At 61.8% G+C, this 15,208-nt stretch carries 13 protein-coding genes; 3 read left to right on the forward strand and 10 right to left on the reverse strand.

The window, feature by feature from the left end:
- Window positions 1-9: 9 nt before the first annotated feature.
- The gene (locus AC6IZO_RS12065) at window positions 10-936 is read right to left on the reverse strand and encodes an acyl-CoA desaturase (protein ID WP_497805048.1); all 927 of its coding nucleotides are present in this window, start codon (window positions 934-936) and stop codon (window positions 10-12) included.
- A 275-nt stretch (window positions 937-1,211) separates the two neighbouring features.
- On the opposite strand from AC6IZO_RS12065, the gene AC6IZO_RS12070 reads away from it, so the two are divergent.
- Both AC6IZO_RS12070 and AC6IZO_RS12075 read left to right on the forward strand, forming a co-directional pair.
- Complete coding sequence (locus AC6IZO_RS12070) at window positions 1,212-3,356, forward strand: prolyl oligopeptidase family serine peptidase (RefSeq protein ID WP_497805049.1); 2,145 nt, start codon at window positions 1,212-1,214, stop codon at window positions 3,354-3,356.
- A gap of 152 nt (window positions 3,357-3,508) precedes the next feature.
- Complete coding sequence (locus tag AC6IZO_RS12075; RefSeq protein ID WP_497805050.1) at window positions 3,509-4,042, forward strand: hypothetical protein; 534 nt, start codon at window positions 3,509-3,511, stop codon at window positions 4,040-4,042.
- A 1-nt stretch (window position 4,043) separates the two neighbouring features.
- On the opposite strand, the gene AC6IZO_RS12080 is transcribed toward AC6IZO_RS12075, so the two are convergent.
- The 3 genes from AC6IZO_RS12080 to AC6IZO_RS12090 form a co-directional block, all read right to left on the reverse strand.
- Window positions 4,044-6,071 (reverse strand): glycosyltransferase family 39 protein, encoded by a 2,028-nt coding sequence (locus tag AC6IZO_RS12080; RefSeq protein ID WP_497805051.1) that lies wholly within the window; start codon window positions 6,069-6,071, stop codon window positions 4,044-4,046.
- Window positions 6,072-6,205: 134 nt separating this feature from the next.
- Window positions 6,206-7,261 carry a VWA domain-containing protein gene (locus tag AC6IZO_RS12085; RefSeq protein WP_497805052.1) on the reverse strand — a complete coding sequence of 352 codons (1,056 nt, stop codon included), beginning with the start codon at window positions 7,259-7,261 and terminating at the stop codon, window positions 6,206-6,208.
- Between the two features lie 39 nt (window positions 7,262-7,300).
- Window positions 7,301-7,777, reverse strand: a complete 477-nt coding sequence (locus tag AC6IZO_RS12090; protein ID WP_497805053.1) for a hypothetical protein — start codon at window positions 7,775-7,777, stop codon at window positions 7,301-7,303.
- Window positions 7,778-8,030: 253 nt separating this feature from the next.
- Between AC6IZO_RS12090 and AC6IZO_RS12095 the strand changes: the two genes are divergently transcribed.
- Window positions 8,031-8,519 carry a GtrA family protein gene (locus AC6IZO_RS12095; protein WP_497805054.1) on the forward strand — a complete coding sequence of 163 codons (489 nt, stop codon included), beginning with the start codon at window positions 8,031-8,033 and terminating at the stop codon, window positions 8,517-8,519.
- 19 nt (window positions 8,520-8,538) lie between these two features.
- On the opposite strand, the gene AC6IZO_RS12100 is transcribed toward AC6IZO_RS12095, so the two are convergent.
- Genes AC6IZO_RS12100 through AC6IZO_RS12125 form a run of 6 tightly spaced genes read right to left on the reverse strand, consistent with a single transcriptional unit; the run spans window position 8,539 to window position 15,206 of the window.
- Entirely contained in the window at window positions 8,539-9,609 is a 1,071-nt protein-coding gene (locus tag AC6IZO_RS12100; RefSeq protein ID WP_497805055.1) for an FkbM family methyltransferase, read from the reverse strand.
- Window positions 9,610-9,645: 36 nt separating this feature from the next.
- Window positions 9,646-10,671 carry a glycosyltransferase family 2 protein gene (locus AC6IZO_RS12105; protein ID WP_497805056.1) on the reverse strand — a complete coding sequence of 342 codons (1,026 nt, stop codon included), beginning with the start codon at window positions 10,669-10,671 and terminating at the stop codon, window positions 9,646-9,648.
- A gap of 3 nt (window positions 10,672-10,674) precedes the next feature.
- On the reverse strand, window positions 10,675-11,202 hold the full coding sequence (locus AC6IZO_RS12110; RefSeq protein ID WP_497805057.1) for a KdsC family phosphatase: 528 nt from the start codon (window positions 11,200-11,202) through the stop codon (window positions 10,675-10,677).
- Window positions 11,202-12,305, reverse strand: a complete 1,104-nt coding sequence (locus AC6IZO_RS12115) for an N-acetylneuraminate synthase family protein (protein ID WP_497805058.1) — start codon at window positions 12,303-12,305, stop codon at window positions 11,202-11,204. Before AC6IZO_RS12115 ends, AC6IZO_RS12110 begins: the two co-directional genes overlap by 1 nt.
- A 60-nt stretch (window positions 12,306-12,365) precedes the next feature.
- Complete coding sequence (locus AC6IZO_RS12120) at window positions 12,366-14,156, reverse strand: thiamine pyrophosphate-binding protein (RefSeq protein ID WP_497805059.1); 1,791 nt, start codon at window positions 14,154-14,156, stop codon at window positions 12,366-12,368.
- Between the two features lie 12 nt (window positions 14,157-14,168).
- A complete protein-coding gene (locus AC6IZO_RS12125) occupies window positions 14,169-15,206 on the reverse strand; it encodes an NAD-dependent epimerase/dehydratase family protein (RefSeq protein ID WP_497805060.1) in 1,038 nt (345 codons plus the stop codon).
- Window positions 15,207-15,208 lie beyond the last annotated feature (2 nt).

Below are 15,208 nucleotides of genomic sequence, written 5' to 3' on the forward strand. Positions count from 1 at the left end.
AGAGATTCGTTAGTCGCCGAGGACGGCTTGTGGCTCCGGCTCGCGCACGGAGATTCCTGCGGGCATTGCGGCTGCGGGTTCAACCTGGGGGGCGGCCCACAGGTCACGGATGCGGCTCCCTTCGAGACGCGGCAGTTTGATGTCCCACGCGAGCCGCGTAGCGCGCAGCAGGCAGAGCACGTACCAGTTGGTGTCAATCTGCCACCAGGCAAGGCCGTGGCGCGCCGACTGCGGATGCGCATGATGGTTGTTGTGCCAGCCTTCGCCAAAGGTCAGGAGCGCGATGAAGAAGTTGTTGGTGGAGTCGTCCTCGGTGGCAAAGCGGCGCGAGCCCCACAGATGCGTGGCCGAGTTCACCAGCCAGGTGGTATGCAGGTTCACCACCGTCCGCAGGAAGATGCCCCACAGCACGTAGTTCCATCCAAGCACGGCCCAGGTCAGCAGGCCGACCACAACTTCGGTCATCCAGTGATACTTGCTCATCCAGACGTGGAAGCGGTCGCGACGCAGGTCGGGCACGTAGGGAGCAAGCGTCTCCACCTCGTCGTGCATGGCCTTGCCCATCAGCACCCAGCCCATGTGCGACCACCACTTGCCATCGCGGGGCGAGTGCGGGTCGCCGGGCTTGTCCGTAAGCTGATGATGAATGCGATGCGTGGCCACCCAGAAGATCGGCCCGCCCTCAAGCGCCAGCGTGGCGCAGGTGGTGAGGAAGTACTCCACCCAGCGCGGAGTTTTGTAGCCGCGGTGTGTGAGCAGCCGATGATAGCCGAGGCCGATGCCGAGCGAGCCCGCCACCCACCACAGGAAGACCGCGTAGAAAAACGGCTTCCACGCAAAGTTGAAAAGAGCCACCACGGCGAGAACGTGAAAGACCACCATGACGCCGGTGGTGAGCCAATTGACTTGAGCAGACTTGCCCGAAACGGTTGCCATCCCTAGAACCTCAAACGGAAATGCAAAATTGCGGCGCCCCACGCGCCACTTGGTTTGATGGTGACGTTAACCGAGTCGACGCCGGGAGCCTGTAATACTTGTGTAATCCCGTAGCTCCCCGCTCCACAGCGAGATTCCTCCTGGCAACGCGGCAGGCGCGGTTTCGGTTTTGGGCCGCGTGGTGGTATGTTTCAAGCACTGTTGTTCTGGTCCGCGGAGCACGTTCCGCACTCCCGCATTGAGGCGAATTCATGACAAGAGGTGTACTTCCATTGATGGCACTGCTGTTTGGCAGCATGTTGCTGCTCTGCGCCGGCGCGGCAGCCGCGGAGGGCGGTAAGTCGAAGGGTTACCAGTACCCGAACGCCCGCGTCTCCGGGCAGGTTGATGACTACCACGGCACCAAGGTTGCCGACCCGTACCGCTGGCTGGAGGACGCCGACTCCGCCGAGACCAAGGCATGGGTGGAGGCCGAGAACAAGCTGACCTACGGCTATCTCGAACAGATTCCAGCGCGCAAGCTCATCAAGGACCGCATGACGAAGTTGTGGAACTACGAGCGCTTCGCCGAAGCCTCCGTGCATGGCGGCCGCTACTTCTTCGCGCGCAACAACGGCCTGCAGAACCAGAACGTCCTTTACTGGATGGCGAAGCTCGACGGTGAGCCGCACCTGCTGCTGGACCCGAACGCGCTCAGCGCCGATGGCACCGTGGCGCTCAATGGCATGGAGATCAGCCACGACGGCAAGCTGATGGCCTACGGACTCAGCGCCAGCGGCAGCGACTGGCAGGAGTGGCACGTGCGCGACGTGGAGACCGGCAAGGACCTGCCCGACGTGCTGAAGTGGGTCAAGTTCAGCGACGCCTCCTGGACGGCGGATAACAAGGGCTTCTTCTACGGGCGTTACGCCGAACCCAAGCCGGGCGCGGCCGTACTGCGCGAGGCCAACTACTACCAGAAGCTCTACTACCACGCCGTCGGCACCACGCAGGACAAGGACGTACTCGTCTACGAGCGGCCTGACAACAAGGAAATGTCCTTCCACGGCCGCGTCAGCGAGGACGGACGCTTCCTCATCATCTACGTCTCACAGGGCACCGACCACAAGAACCGCCTCTACTACAAGGACCTGAGCAAGCCCGACGCGCCAGTGGTGAAGCTGCTCGACGACTTTGATGCCGCCTACGAATACCTCGACAACATCGGCACGCGCTTCTACATCTCCACCGATCTGGATGCGCCGCGCGGCCGCGTCATCGTTATCGACATCAAGCACCCGGAGCACGCGAACTGGCAGACGCTGATCCCCGAGTCGGATGCGACGCTCGAAGAAGTCTCTCTCGTCGGCGGAAAATTTCTGGCCTGCTACCTGAAGGACGCGCACAGCGAAGTGCGCAGCTTCGACCTCGAAGGCAAGCCGCTCGGCACCGTGACGCTGCCCGGCATGGGTAAGGTCGCCGGCTTCCACGGCACCAATAACGACCACGAAACCTTCTACACCTACACCAGCTTCACCTCGCCGCTCACCATCTACCACTACGACGTGAAGAGCGGCACCAGTGTCATCTTCCGCCAGCCAAAGGTCGACTTTGATCCCACGGCCTACGAAACCAAGCAGGTCTTCTACGCCAGCAAGGACGGCACGCGCGTGCCCATGTTCCTGACCTACAAGAAGGGACTCAAGCTCGACGGCACCAACCCGACGCTTCTCTACGGCTACGGCGGCTTCAACATCTCGCTGACGCCGGCGTTCAGCGTGGCCAACCTGGTGTGGATGGAGATGGGCGGCGTGTACGCGCAGCCCAGCCTGCGCGGCGGCGGCGAGTACGGCGAACAGTGGCACCTGGCCGGCACGAAGCTCGAAAAGCAGAACGTCTTCGACGACTTCATTGCGGCGGCCGAGTGGCTCATCGCCAACAAGTACACCTCAACGCCGAAGCTCGCGATCCTAGGACGCAGCAACGGCGGCCTGCTGGTGGGCGCCTGCATGACGCAGCGGCCCGACCTGTACGGCGCAGCGCTGCCGGGTGTCGGCGTCATGGACATGCTGCGCTTCCACAAGTTCACCATTGGCTGGGCGTGGGTGAGCGACTACGGCAGCTCGGACAGCGCCGAGGAATTCAAGGCAATCTACAAGTATTCGCCGTTGCACAACATCAAGCCGGGGACGAAGTACCCGCCGACCTTCGTCGTCACCGCCGATCACGATGACCGCGTGGTGCCCGGACACAGCTTCAAGTTCACGGCCACCATGCAGGCTGCGCAGGCTGGCTCCGCGCCCATCCTCATCCGCGTGGAGACCAAGGCTGGGCACGGCATGGGCAAGCCCATCAGCAAGGCCATCGAAGAAGTCGCCGACGAGTGGACCTTCCTGGTAAAGAACCTGCACATGGCGGAAAATCCGTTTGCCACGAAGTAGTGATGTCTTCTGCATGAAAGGCGCGGCCTTCGGGTCGCGCCTTTGTTTTGCCTGCGGCAGCAAATCTGGAACGCAGTCGTCGTACGACCTTTGATATACCGCCCTGCGTTCCAATGGACAATCCGGCGGGGGAATGGCGGTAGCATGCGGATGTGACGAGAAGAACACTGCTGCTGACCGTGCTGTTGCTGTCCGCGACCTTTATGGCCGCGCAGCAGCCCACGCCTGCCCGCCTGGAAGTGGCGGTGCAGAAGTTCTCGCAATTGCTGGAAGGTGAGGGCGAGCGCGACATGGGCCGCGGCATGGCGCACTGGGTCACGCGTGTCTCGTCGCTCGACCAGTGCATGCTGGAGTTGCGCGTGCACACGAATTACCGCCTGCGCGAATTCTGGGACCAGGACGAAACCGTGCGTTTCCCTATCGGCGCCCTGGAGACCTATCAGCTCCGCTCCGATGCCCGCTCATTGTCCCTGAGCTGCCGCGACCACCAGAAGTGCGTGCAGCACAGCGTGGCCTGCAAGCGCAGCCGCCCGGACGGCGTCGTGTTCGATTGCTCCAGCAACTACCGTTCGCAGGATGCCTACCTGTTCATTACCGCGCAGGAAGACGGCGGCACCGCGTTGCTGGAATCCGTGCAGCGCGCCATCCACTCCTGCCAGAATCCCGTGACAGTCGCCGGTTTCTAGCTCAACGCATCAGCAGGCTTCGCAGATCCTGAATCTGCTGTTCGATGCTGCGTATCTGCTCCGCCGTGGCGCCACGCTCCTTCGCAATTCTGTCCGCATTGAGCAGATCCTGCAGCGCTCCGGGCAGGTCTCCCAGAGCGTAACGGAGATGAGAACGCCCCACCAGAATCAGGAATGATTCCGGGGACAATGCCACGGCCCGGTCCAGGTCCTGCAACGCCGGCCCCGACTCTCCGCGGAGCAGCCTGAGTTGCGCATCCCGGTACAGGCTCATTGCGGTTGCGGGGCGGAGGTCGAAGCTTCCGCGATAGACCAGCATGGCGCTGCCCGCGATGCTCGCCACCGGTGCCGCCTGGCGGAACGACTCAGCCATGGGATGGAGCCAGGGCCTCGTTTCATTGAGCATCCATGTGCTCACAATGACCGTGCCGTCCACATGGGTCGGGATCGTCTCATTCCATGGGAACCAGTACGCCTTGCACGGCAAGCCGTAAACGGTCGGATCCCATTGCCAATTGGAAAACACAGTGCATGGTTCTGAGGGATGCCGGGCGAGATAGCTGCGAAGTTCGATGAAGCCCTGACCGGTGTCGACCAGGACCGACTTGTACGCCCGCGCGGGCCCGCCGAAGCATTCGTTCGCATAGGAAAGGTAATTCGGGAATGCATGCAGAGAACTTGCCGCGTGGAACAGGAGCAGGACCGCGACGCCTCCCTGAATCCACTTCCATCGCCGGCACAGGCAGGCACAGCCGCCGCCAATCAAGACGCAGACGAACGGAAGCGCGAGCAGAAAATAACGTATGCCGCCGGACATTGTCGAACGGGCGCAAGCCGCCACGATTGCCGTCAGTGGAATGAGCAACAGGACCAGTTCGTTCCTCCGGCTCTTCCAGAGCAGCGCCAACCCCGCCAGCGCGATCAGGCAGAGGGCCAGCATGCCCACCGTGCTGCGCACCAGCACATGAGCAGGCAGGAAGAACCACTGGTGCTCCGTATAGAAGTGGCCAAATAGAAATTGAGAATCGACGACGTCGCTTTTCGTGCTCTGCAGCAGAAAGCGGATGCCGGACAAATAAGCCTGCGGTAGCAGATGATGTTCTTCTGAAAAACTCAGCAGGGCGGGAAAGTCCTGTGCAGCCGGGGACGCAGGCGATGCACCGTTCGCGCTGAGCGTGTAACGGAATCCGTAGACACTCCAGATCGTTGCCCACGCCAGCAGCAGCATCGCCAGGCAGAGCAACACATTGCGCCGGAGAGCCAGCCACGACGGTTTCTCATCGGAGCACAACGTATAGGCGAGAGCCAGCGCGGGCACCAGGGCGACCAGGATGAAGCCTGAGAGTTTCGCAACCATAGCCAGGCCGACCGCCACTCCAGCCAGAAGCACGGCGGGCACGGTGCGCTTCTTCAGACACAGGTACGACAGGTACCAGGCAATCGGCAGCAGCGCCGTTACCACCACATCTGTCATCACCAAGGGGCCATTGGCCAGCAGGCTGGGCTCGAAGATCAGCAGCAGACTCGCAATGAGGGCAGCAAGCCGACCAAACAGCCTGCGCGCCATCAGCCACGCCGCCACGAACGCGAGGGCCGGAAACGCCAGCATCATGACGCGTGACCAGAACATCTTGCTCGCCCAATCGCCCTGGTAGTACCAGGACAGGGCGGCCTCCGACTGGTCGAACGCATCTCCGGGCGGCACCGAACAATTGATTGGCACGCGCATTGCCAGCAGCGGTGCGGCGGCAACAACCTTGGCGAGCGGAGGATGTTCCGGGCTGAAGAGGTGGTCGCCACACTTCAGGTAGCGGTACCCGGCATAGAGATGGGTCGCCTCATCCGCAGTCTGCGAGACGCGCGGGATGCTGCTCATCATCTGCGCGAGCATCACGAAGCACAACAGCGCAGGAAGCAGCCACCGCTCGATCCAGGTGTGCCGTTCCAGCCGATCCCTCACCGGCGCAATGACGCGCGAAAGGGCCTGACTCAAACCATTGTGCTTGATCGACGGAACATTCTTGGACAACCCAACTCTCCCTTGCATGGAGTTATGGACACGCGGAGATCGCCGCGGGGAATCTGCTCGATTCTCAGATTGCCATTAGACGCCTGCAAGTGAGGTTGTCACAACTCGGGGTGACGGAGGGCGTTCCGCGCGAACTAACGAAGCTCCGTATATCCGCGCCGTGCGCGCAATTGCAGCCGTGGATTCATCGCCGGCAGCACGCGCACGCTGTGCTCCGCAGTCTCCGAGTTGGGCAGATCGTAGGTCAGCATAAAACCGCCGTGCAGGTCCTCGAGCGCGGTGTTCAGTGCCTCCGCTGTGCCCTGCCCAGGTGCGTAATAGACGCCGCCGGTCTGCTGGGACAACTGATAGAGCGGCCAATCGCCGCTGCCGTCCGCTTTCTTCCCGCGCGAATTGACGGAGTAGATGGCGGCCTCCATTGCCTGCGCCTTCATCAGTGGCGCGCTGCGGCCAGCGCGGCTGTAGTTGTCCACACCATCGGAGAACAGCACGACGGCCGCGCGCGATTCACTGTCGCGCGTCTGCTCCAGCAAATCCACGGCCTCCATCAGCGCATCCCATAACGGCGTCAACCCGCCAGTCGTCAATCCATCCAATGTCCGCGGCGGTGCCTCACGGCAGTTGAGGCGGCACAGCGTCACGGTCCTTGTTCCGCCGAAGACAAGCACAGACACCTGGTCACGCTCGCCCCAGCGCGCCCCGGCAAGGAACTGTTTGGTCTCCTCGACTTCATGCGCCAGCTGCCGGCTGAGTGAGTCGCTGGCATCGATGAGAATCACCAGATGGATGGGTGCTTCGGAGGCCTCACGAAAACTGCGGAAGCGCCGGATCACCTCGCCGTTATCGACCACCGCCACGTCGCGCGGCGTGAGCTGGCTGATGCGCTTCCCTTCGCCATCGGTGGCCGAAAAGACCAGCCGGACTTCCCTGGTCGCGGAACGTATGGTGTACTCCGCACCCTCGGCCGCGCGCAGCAAGGGCGAAAGCAGGCAGCCGATCACGAACACTTCAAGAACCATCCACAGCCGGAACATGTATGCCTCCGTTCCTGCTGGATTACGGTTGATGGGATGGGATCGATCAGTCTTTGCAGAGTTACCACAGTCACCGGCGAGGGCGTACGTCACGAAGCCCGCGCCGCCCTCATTGCCACCGGGCAACAACAAAGCCCGCACGAGGCGGGCTGGCATAAAGAGTGTTTCTTGAACTTGCAGCACCTGAGAGTGCGGCTACTGCTCGGATGAAGCCGGAAGCAGCATATTGTGTTGTGCGCCGCGGGCGTCGCCAAGGCTCCGCTCGGCAGCCTGCATCATCATTTCGCGGCGGGCCTGCGCGCGGTCCCACTCCGGACGCAGCACCATCTGCCGCACGTTGAAACGCGATTGCTCCTTTTCATCATCGGAGAGCACGAGCACCTCTCCCTTGCGCACGCGAAACAGAATCTCCTCCGCCAGGGGAATGAACTCGTCCGGCTTGCGGCCCACAATGACGTACACGACTTTGTCGCTGACGACGACATACTCGGGGCAGCCCTGTGCAACCATCGGCGGCTGTCCGGACATGGTAGCCATAAAACCATGCTGCGGCATGCACTGGGTTGTGCTCATGCGGACCACCGTGCCGCGGAAGTTGCGCCCCTGCGCCAGCAAAGTTCCCGTCATCGTCAGCATCATCATCAGAATCGCCAGCAGCAAAGCCCGTCTCATCGTGCCCTCCCGGCGCGCCTGGTCCAACCGCGCGCCATCCCTCAAGCGCTTCCACGGCTGACCGGATCCACAAGGTAAACGGCATCCGCGCGAGATGGGCAACTTGTTCCGGGATTGGGAAGACCGTTCGCGCCGCTTCCATTTCGCGCCCGCATGCACGACAGCAACCAGGCCAGAATCGCGAAGGCCACGGCTTTGACTCGTGCAGAGCTGCCCCGGTATCCTTGGGTGAATCGCGCCGGTCTCGCAGCAAATGACGAACGAACCAAGCAATCCGCGCCTGTTCCCCCGGTTATTGCGGCGGCTTCCCTCCGCACAATTTCTGCGTTACCTGCTGGTGGGAGCCTGGAACACGGCCTTTGGCTACGGCGTGTTTGCGCTGATCACACACCTGCTGGCGTTCATGCCCAACATGTATGCGCGGACGATGCTGGCCAGCGTGCTCTCCAACCTGATCGCCATCACTGTCGCCTTCCTCGGCTACAAGTGGTTCGTCTTCAAGACCAAGGGACACTACCTGCGCGAGTGGTTGCGCTGCATGGGCGTATACGGCGGCAACATGCTGCTGGGGCTGGCGCTGTTACCGGGAATTCTGGCGGCATTGCGGCACGGGCTGGGGGTGGGCCACTCAGCGCCGTATCTCGCCGGACTGGTGCTGACGGCCATCACCGTCGTCGTCAGCTTCTTCGGGCACAAACACATCTCATTCAAGCAGCCTGAAGACTCGGAGCTACGGAACTAACTTCAGCAACCGGCGCGTCCTATCGTGGGCAGCAAAAACACACCGTATCAAAGCCGTCGTTCCTGTAGCTGCGCATGGTCAAGCGCGCGCCCGGCAGCATCTTCGCCAACTGCAGTGGAATGCGCCAGAGATGCTCCGGGCGATGGTACACACAGATGGCAAGCGTAGGCCGGCAACGGTCAATGGTCTTTGCCGCGCCCTCCAATGCATCCAACTCAAACCCCTCAATGTCCATCTTGATGAAGGTGGGGTCTTCGTCGCGCAAGCAGGAGTCCAGAGCCACTACATCGACCGTCAAATCGCCTTCCTCTGAAATACTCGAACCATCGCCAGCGGAGGCAAACGTTACGGTCGCACTTTCTGAGCCAACTGCGTACGGATGAATAAGGACTTTCGATTCCGCGTCACCGGTGCGAGAAACCGTTTCGCGCAAGGCGGACAGATTCTTGGGCTCGGGTTCGAACGCGTGATAGCGCGCGAATTGACCGCCGGTAATCTCCAGGAACGGGACCAAAGTGTCGCCATCGAAGGCGCCACAATCCACAAAACACTCTCGATCCCCGAGCTTTAGAAAATCGAGCGGAAAGTACTGCGGTGTCGTCTCCGGCGGTGGCAGCAATGAAGGGTCACCGTGCAGACGGAAATTCCATTGGCTATCAAAAACCTGGCGTCCGCGCTCGTCCAGCAGAGCGCGCGCCTCATCGGCCTGCGAACGCCATTCCTGAAGTTTTTCGGGACGAGTCCAGAACAAGCTGGAGAACCCGGTATCCGGAAATGCCCAGAAGATATGCACGAAGGTGAGGATGCGCTCGCACCCCAACGATTGGAGAAAATGCTGATGATCCCTCATCCCCTCGCGCAGGCTCGGATGCCAGATGGCGAGGATGAAGACAGCCTTCGGATACAGCGCCACGGCCTGCACCGGGGAGAGGACAGGAATGCCGTCAAGGTCACTTCCCCAGCGCGTGGCATCGTTGTCACAAAATGCCGCAACCGTGAAGTTGTTCTTCCGCAGAACCGCAGCGACCTTGCGGCCTAGGTTCCCTGCCCCAAAAACGACATACTGCGCCCCGGCATCCATGCTGCTCATTGATGTCATCTGCCCTGTTTCTGTCCGATGCTAGCTTTACGGACGGCCATTATGATTTTCTTCCGGATGGGGAGACCGGAATGATTCCTTGCTGGGCTCTCCGAAGCCGTATTCAAAATTCACGCGGTCTTCTTCGATCACCAGCGGGCGGTTCTGCACCAGCGTGTGCACCTGGCCTACGTACTCGCCAATGATGCCGAGTGAAATGAGCTGCACGCAGCCGAGGAAGAAGCCACCAATCACCAGCGGCGCCATACCCAGCGTGAAACGGCTCCAGAAGATCAGCTTGTAGATCAGGTAAGCAAAGCCCAGAAGCACGGAAACCGCCGCGCCGACAAAGCCCGTGAATGTCACCAGCCGCAGCGGCACCTTGGACAAGCTGGTGATGCCGAGCATTGCCATGTCATACAGCGTGTAGAAATTGTTCTTGGTGATGCCGTGGATGCGCATCGGCTGATGGAACGGAATCTCCGCGTGCTTGAAGCCGATCTCGGCGATCATGCCGCGGAAGTACGGATACGGGTCGTGGAAGCCGCGCAGCACATCAACAACCTTGCGGTCGTAGAGCCCGAAGCCGGTGAAGTTCTCCAGCGTGTTGATGCCCGAGAAGCGGCGCACCATTTCGTAGTACTTGGTGCGCATCCAGTACATCAGCGAGTTCTCCGCGCTGCTGGTCTTGATGCCGACCACCACCGGGTAGCCCTCTTCCCACTTCTTGATGAACTCGGGGATCATCTCCGGCGGGTCCTGCAGGTCGGCCACCAGGCTGATGACGCAGTCACCCTTCAACTGCAGCAGCGCATGGTGCGGCGAGCGGATGTGTCCGAAGTTGCGCGCGTTGCGGATGACCTTGACGTTGTGGTCGCGCGCGGCAATCGCCTTCAGCAGGCCAAACGTGTTGTCCGTGGAGGCGTTGTCGATGAACAGGTGCTCGTAGCGATAGCCGAGCTGAACCATGACGGCGCGCACGCGGTCGTAAAGCTCAACAACGTTTTCTTCCTCGTTGTAGCACGGCGTCAGAATGCTGATGGTCTTTTCGCTCACCTTCGCTGCCTCGCTCATCTTCTACCGCGCTCCGCCCTGCTGCCGGAGGTGTGCCATCACGGCGTGCGCCAGTTCGCGCACGGCGCCATCACCGCCGCGGGCCTTCAGTACATGCTTCGCCGCGGCCTTCGCCTCCGGATAGGCATCGGCGGGGGCCACCGGATGCCCCACCAGTTGCAGGCATCCGAGATCATTCACGTCATTGCCAATATAGACGGCGTGCTCGGGGGCAACGCCCTTTGAGGCGAGCCACTTCTTCAACTCCGGAACCTTGTCGTCCACGTCGTGAATACACTCCAGCTTCAGCTTTTCGCAGCGGAAACGCACGATCGGCACCTTCTCCGTGGAGAGCACCAGCAGCGGCAGGCCGGTCTTGCGCAGCTGCCCGATGGCGTAGCCGTCGCCGCGGTCGCAGCGCACAGCCTCGTGCCCCTCGTCGGTCAGGATCACCTTATTGTCGGTGAACACGCCGTCGAAGTCGAAGATGACGGCCGCAACCGGCCCATCAAAACGAATCTGCTCCTCGCTGCCCAAGTCTGCCGACTGCATTACTTGCCTTCCGGCTTCGGGGCAAGCCCACGCGCATAAATGGTGGCCTTCAGCGACTCGATGCTCGAGTACGGGCTGTCGATGATGTCAATCAGCACCGGCTCATCCTTCTTGATGGGCGCCAGCAGGACTTCTCCGCGCATCAGTTCGCGGCAGGAAATCTGCCCCTTCTGCAGCGGAACCGCCAGGTACACATCCTCGTCGCTGAGAACGTGGCCCTCAGGCAGGTCGCGCTTGGCGTAGACGCCGCGCACCAGCGCATCCAGGTATTCGGTCTCGCGCTTGGGCAGCATGCGGCGCTGCGTTCCCGGAGCTCCGCACAATTCCTTCGCCTTATGGAAGGCCTTGAACCACTGATCCACCTGCGCCGGCAGCGAACAGTAGGGCGAAACCTTCACGCCGTCGCTGTCGATATCGATGTGACGCTCAAAGGTACGCGCGCCCTTGGCGTAGGCCACCAGCATCGAGTTCCACCAGTCGTGGTACTCGTGCGTGGAGAAGCCGATGACGTGGTCCGGGTAGCGCTGGCGCAGGAAGTCGATCTGGTTCATCTCCAGTTCGTGGTCCTCGGAAGGATAAAGCGAGACGCAATGATTGATGGCCAGCGGAATATGACGGTTGCTGAAGAAGCGCACCAGGTCGTCAATGTCCTTGAGCGAGCTGCCGCCAGTGGAGACGATCACGGGCTTCTGCGCCTTGGCAATCTTCTCGATCAGCATCCAGTCATTCAGGTCGGAGCTGGCGATCTTGATGAGCTGAATGCCGAGCTTGCAGCAGACATCGACCGACTCCTCATCGAAGGGCGTGGCCATGGTGATGCAGTTGGCATCACGGACGGCCTTTACCATCGTCGCGTACTGTTCGATCGAGAGCTTGGTGGCGAGCGTCTTCTTGATGTAGCGGATGTCCTCGCGGTCGCGGAAGTCGCGGTGAATGAAATTGTCCACGTCGCGAATCTGTAGCTTGATGGCCGCCCGCACATTGTTGAAGCGCACCACCTGCCCATAGGCGTTGATGATCTTGAGACCGCGCTCAAGACTGCCCAGATGGTTGTTGGCCAACTCCAGCACGAACAACTCGTTGAAAACTTCAGAACCAGTCATAGGAAATCAACCTTCCACAAAAACTTTTGAGATTCACGGCGCGCCCGGCCGCGCTTGCTGCTATTTCTTCGAAATCGTATTTTCCGCCAGTTCTTCCGGCGAAAGGAACGGATACATGTCTTCCAGCGGCGGCGAAACAATCGTGCCGTCCGGCATGGCCTTGGAGCGCGAACGCGGCTCAAACTGCTGGTCCGGATCGAGCATCACCTCGATCAGCGCCGGCCCCGGCGCATCCAGCGCCTTGCGCACTGCGTCCATCTCGCTCACGCGGTCCACGCGCACGCTCGGCAGCCCGAACGCCGCGCCCACTTTCACAAACTCAGGGAAGGAAACCCCGCTCGCCGGACTTTCTCCCGTCAGGCGTCCAAAGAAATTGCCCTGCGTGCTGCGGATGGAAAGATACCCGCCATTGTTCAGCACCACGACCTTCACCGGCAGCTTGGTCTGCGCCAGCGTCTGCAGCTCCTGTATGTTCATCTGCAGGCTGCCGTCACCGGCCAGGCAGATGACGCGGCCGCTTTCGCGCGCCGCCGCCACACCAATCGCAGCCGGAAGATCATAGCCCATCGACGCCGAGCCGGAGTTGGAAATCAGCCGCTGTCCGCGCTTGATCTTCATCACCTGATAAGGCAGGATGCAGGCGCTGGCATTGCCGCAAACCACCGCATCGCCTTCCACCATCATGTCCGAGAGCATCTCCATGAAGTGGTACGGATTTATTGGAGGGCCGCTCTGCCGCTGGCGCTCCTGCACCACCGGGTAGCGCGCCACGCGCTCCTTGCACCACGCCAGCCACTGCTCGTGATGAGCCTTGTAGCCCTCCGCCTGCTTCAGCAACTCGGCCAAGAACGGCTTCAGGTCACTGACCACGCCGAGATCCGGTTTCACCAGCGGCTTCGCCAGTTCGGCGGCGTCAACATCCACTTGAATCTTGAACGCGCCGCGCGCAAAGGCCTGCCAGTTGTAGCTCACCTGACGAATGTTCAGCCGCGAGCCCAGCACCAGCACCAGATCCGAGTTCTGCACCGTGAAGTTTCCGGCGCGCTCGCCAATCGTGCCCGGGCGTCCGCAGAAGAGCGGGTCGTCGCCGGTGATGAGGTCGTGCGTCCACGCCGTGGTGACCGGGATGCGCAGCATGCGGATGAGATGTTCGAACTCCGGCAGCGCCTTGGCCAGCCGCACGCCGGTTCCGGCCATGATGACCGGCCGCTCCGCACGCGTGATGCGCTCAAGCACCTCGCGGCATTCGGCGGCGAGCTTCGCTGCGTCGGTGGCGACAGCGTCCTCTGCCGGGTCGTAGGCGCGGAGCCTCGTCTCATCAATCTGCGCCGACTGCACGTCAACGGGGATATCGAGCCACACGGGGCCGGGGCGTCCGCTCTGCGCCAGGTGCCAGGCGCGCTCCAGGTGGTAGCGGATCGACTGCGGATCGTCCACCAGCACGGCGTACTTGGTAATGCCCTTCACCATGCTGATGATGTCGGCTTCCTGATCGCCCAACTGGCGCAGCCCGTGCACACCCGCGGTGGCCATGCAGGTCTGGCGCTTCACCTGTCCGGAGAGCACCAGCATCGGAATTGAGTCGGTCCATGCGCCAAAGACGCCGTTGAGCGAGTTGATGCCGCCCGGGCCGGTGGTGACATTGATAACGCCCGGCGTGCCCGCAATGCGCGCGTAGCCCTCGGCGGCCATCGCCGAAGCTTGCTCGTGATGGTTGCAGATGTAGTGGATGCGTTTTTCCTGGCCCACGCTGTCATTCAGGTGCATGGCGCCGCCGCCGGTCACCAGGAAGATGTGCTTCACGCCCCAGTCGGCCAGCGAATGCATCACGTAATCAGAAAGCTTGATCACTTCGTTCGTTCCTCAATCCTTTTGTGCGCCGTGCCAGCGTGCGGTGCGGCGGATTGCCTCCGCCAGCCCCACCTCGCAGCGCAGGCCCAGCTCATGCCGCGCGCGCTCAATGCTTGGAACGTAGCGCGCGGGCTTTGCGCCCTCCACGGGCGTTCCCTTGATGATGACTTCAACCTTCGGCGGCAGCGCGTCGGCCACTGCATGAGCCAGCTCGCGGATGCTCACCGCTTCATCCGAACCCACGTTGTAGGCGCGGCAACTCTGGCCACGGAACAGCAGCGTCCACAGCCACACCGCCAGGTCGCCCGCATACATGTACGAGCGGTAAGGTGTGCCGTCTCCGCCGACCGTGATGGGCCCGCCGCGCAACCGGTCGCCAATGAAATTGCCAATGGCGAAGTGCGCGTCCAGCGGCAGGTGCGGCCCCACGAAGGCAAAGCACCGCGCGATGGCCGGTTCAATTCCGTAGCTCTGCGCATACAAGTGGCAGAGCAACTCGGCCGCGCGCTTACCTTCGGCGTAAATCGCCAGCGGAGTGGCCGCCGGCAATGGCGCGCCCGCAAAGTCCTCTGCAACGTGCGCAATCTCCGGCGGCTGCGTGCCGTAAACCGCGCCGGAGCTGGCCAACAGAAACCGCTTTGCGCCGCTCAGCCGCGCAAACTCCAGCGTGTGGCGCGTGCCTTCCACAATCGTGTCAAAGAACTCCAGCCCCGAGCCCTGATCGCCGCTCGTGTTGGTGGCGCAGTGCAGAACGTAATCGAACGCGCCAGCCGGAAACTCAAAGCTGCGCACATCGCCCGCAACAAACTCCACTGCCGCATCACTCGCCAAATGCGGAGCCTTCTTCGCAAAACGTTCCGCGTCGCGCGTCAGCACGGTCATGCGCGCGCCGAGCTTGAGCACGCGGTTCGCATGGCAGAAGCTCTCCAGCAGCCAGCAGCCGAAGAACCCCGTACCGCCGGTGAGAAAGAAGCGTTTGCCGCGCGCCTCGCTCCACACGGGAGCAACGCGCAACGTCATCTGCTCGAGATCTTCCTGCGCCAGCTTCATGC

The organism is Oryzophilus luti (genome assembly GCF_059726245.1).

Bases quoted from the DNA above. Each gene is read 5' to 3' on its own strand.
- AC6IZO_RS12065 (WP_497805048.1), bottom strand. From the start codon at position 936: ATGGCAACCGTTTCGGGCAAGTCTGCTCAAGTCAATTGGCTCACCACC.
- AC6IZO_RS12070 (WP_497805049.1), top strand. From the start codon at position 1,212: ATGGCACTGCTGTTTGGCAGCATGTTGCTGCTCTGCGCCGGCGCGGCA.
- AC6IZO_RS12085 (WP_497805052.1), bottom strand. From the start codon at position 7,261: ATGCCAGCCCGCCTCGTGCGGGCTTTGTTGTTGCCCGGTGGCAATGAG.
- AC6IZO_RS12090 (WP_497805053.1), bottom strand. From the start codon at position 7,777: ATGAGACGGGCTTTGCTGCTGGCGATTCTGATGATGATGCTGACGATG.
- AC6IZO_RS12095 (WP_497805054.1), top strand. From the start codon at position 8,031: ATGACGAACGAACCAAGCAATCCGCGCCTGTTCCCCCGGTTATTGCGG.
- AC6IZO_RS12100 (WP_497805055.1), bottom strand. From the start codon at position 9,609: ATGAGCAGCATGGATGCCGGGGCGCAGTATGTCGTTTTTGGGGCAGGG.
- AC6IZO_RS12105 (WP_497805056.1), bottom strand. From the start codon at position 10,671: ATGAGCGAGGCAGCGAAGGTGAGCGAAAAGACCATCAGCATTCTGACG.
- AC6IZO_RS12110 (WP_497805057.1), bottom strand. From the start codon at position 11,202: ATGCAGTCGGCAGACTTGGGCAGCGAGGAGCAGATTCGTTTTGATGGG.
- AC6IZO_RS12115 (WP_497805058.1), bottom strand. From the start codon at position 12,305: ATGACTGGTTCTGAAGTTTTCAACGAGTTGTTCGTGCTGGAGTTGGCC.
- AC6IZO_RS12125 (WP_497805060.1), bottom strand. From the start codon at position 15,206: ATGAAGCTGGCGCAGGAAGATCTCGAGCAGATGACGTTGCGCGTTGCT.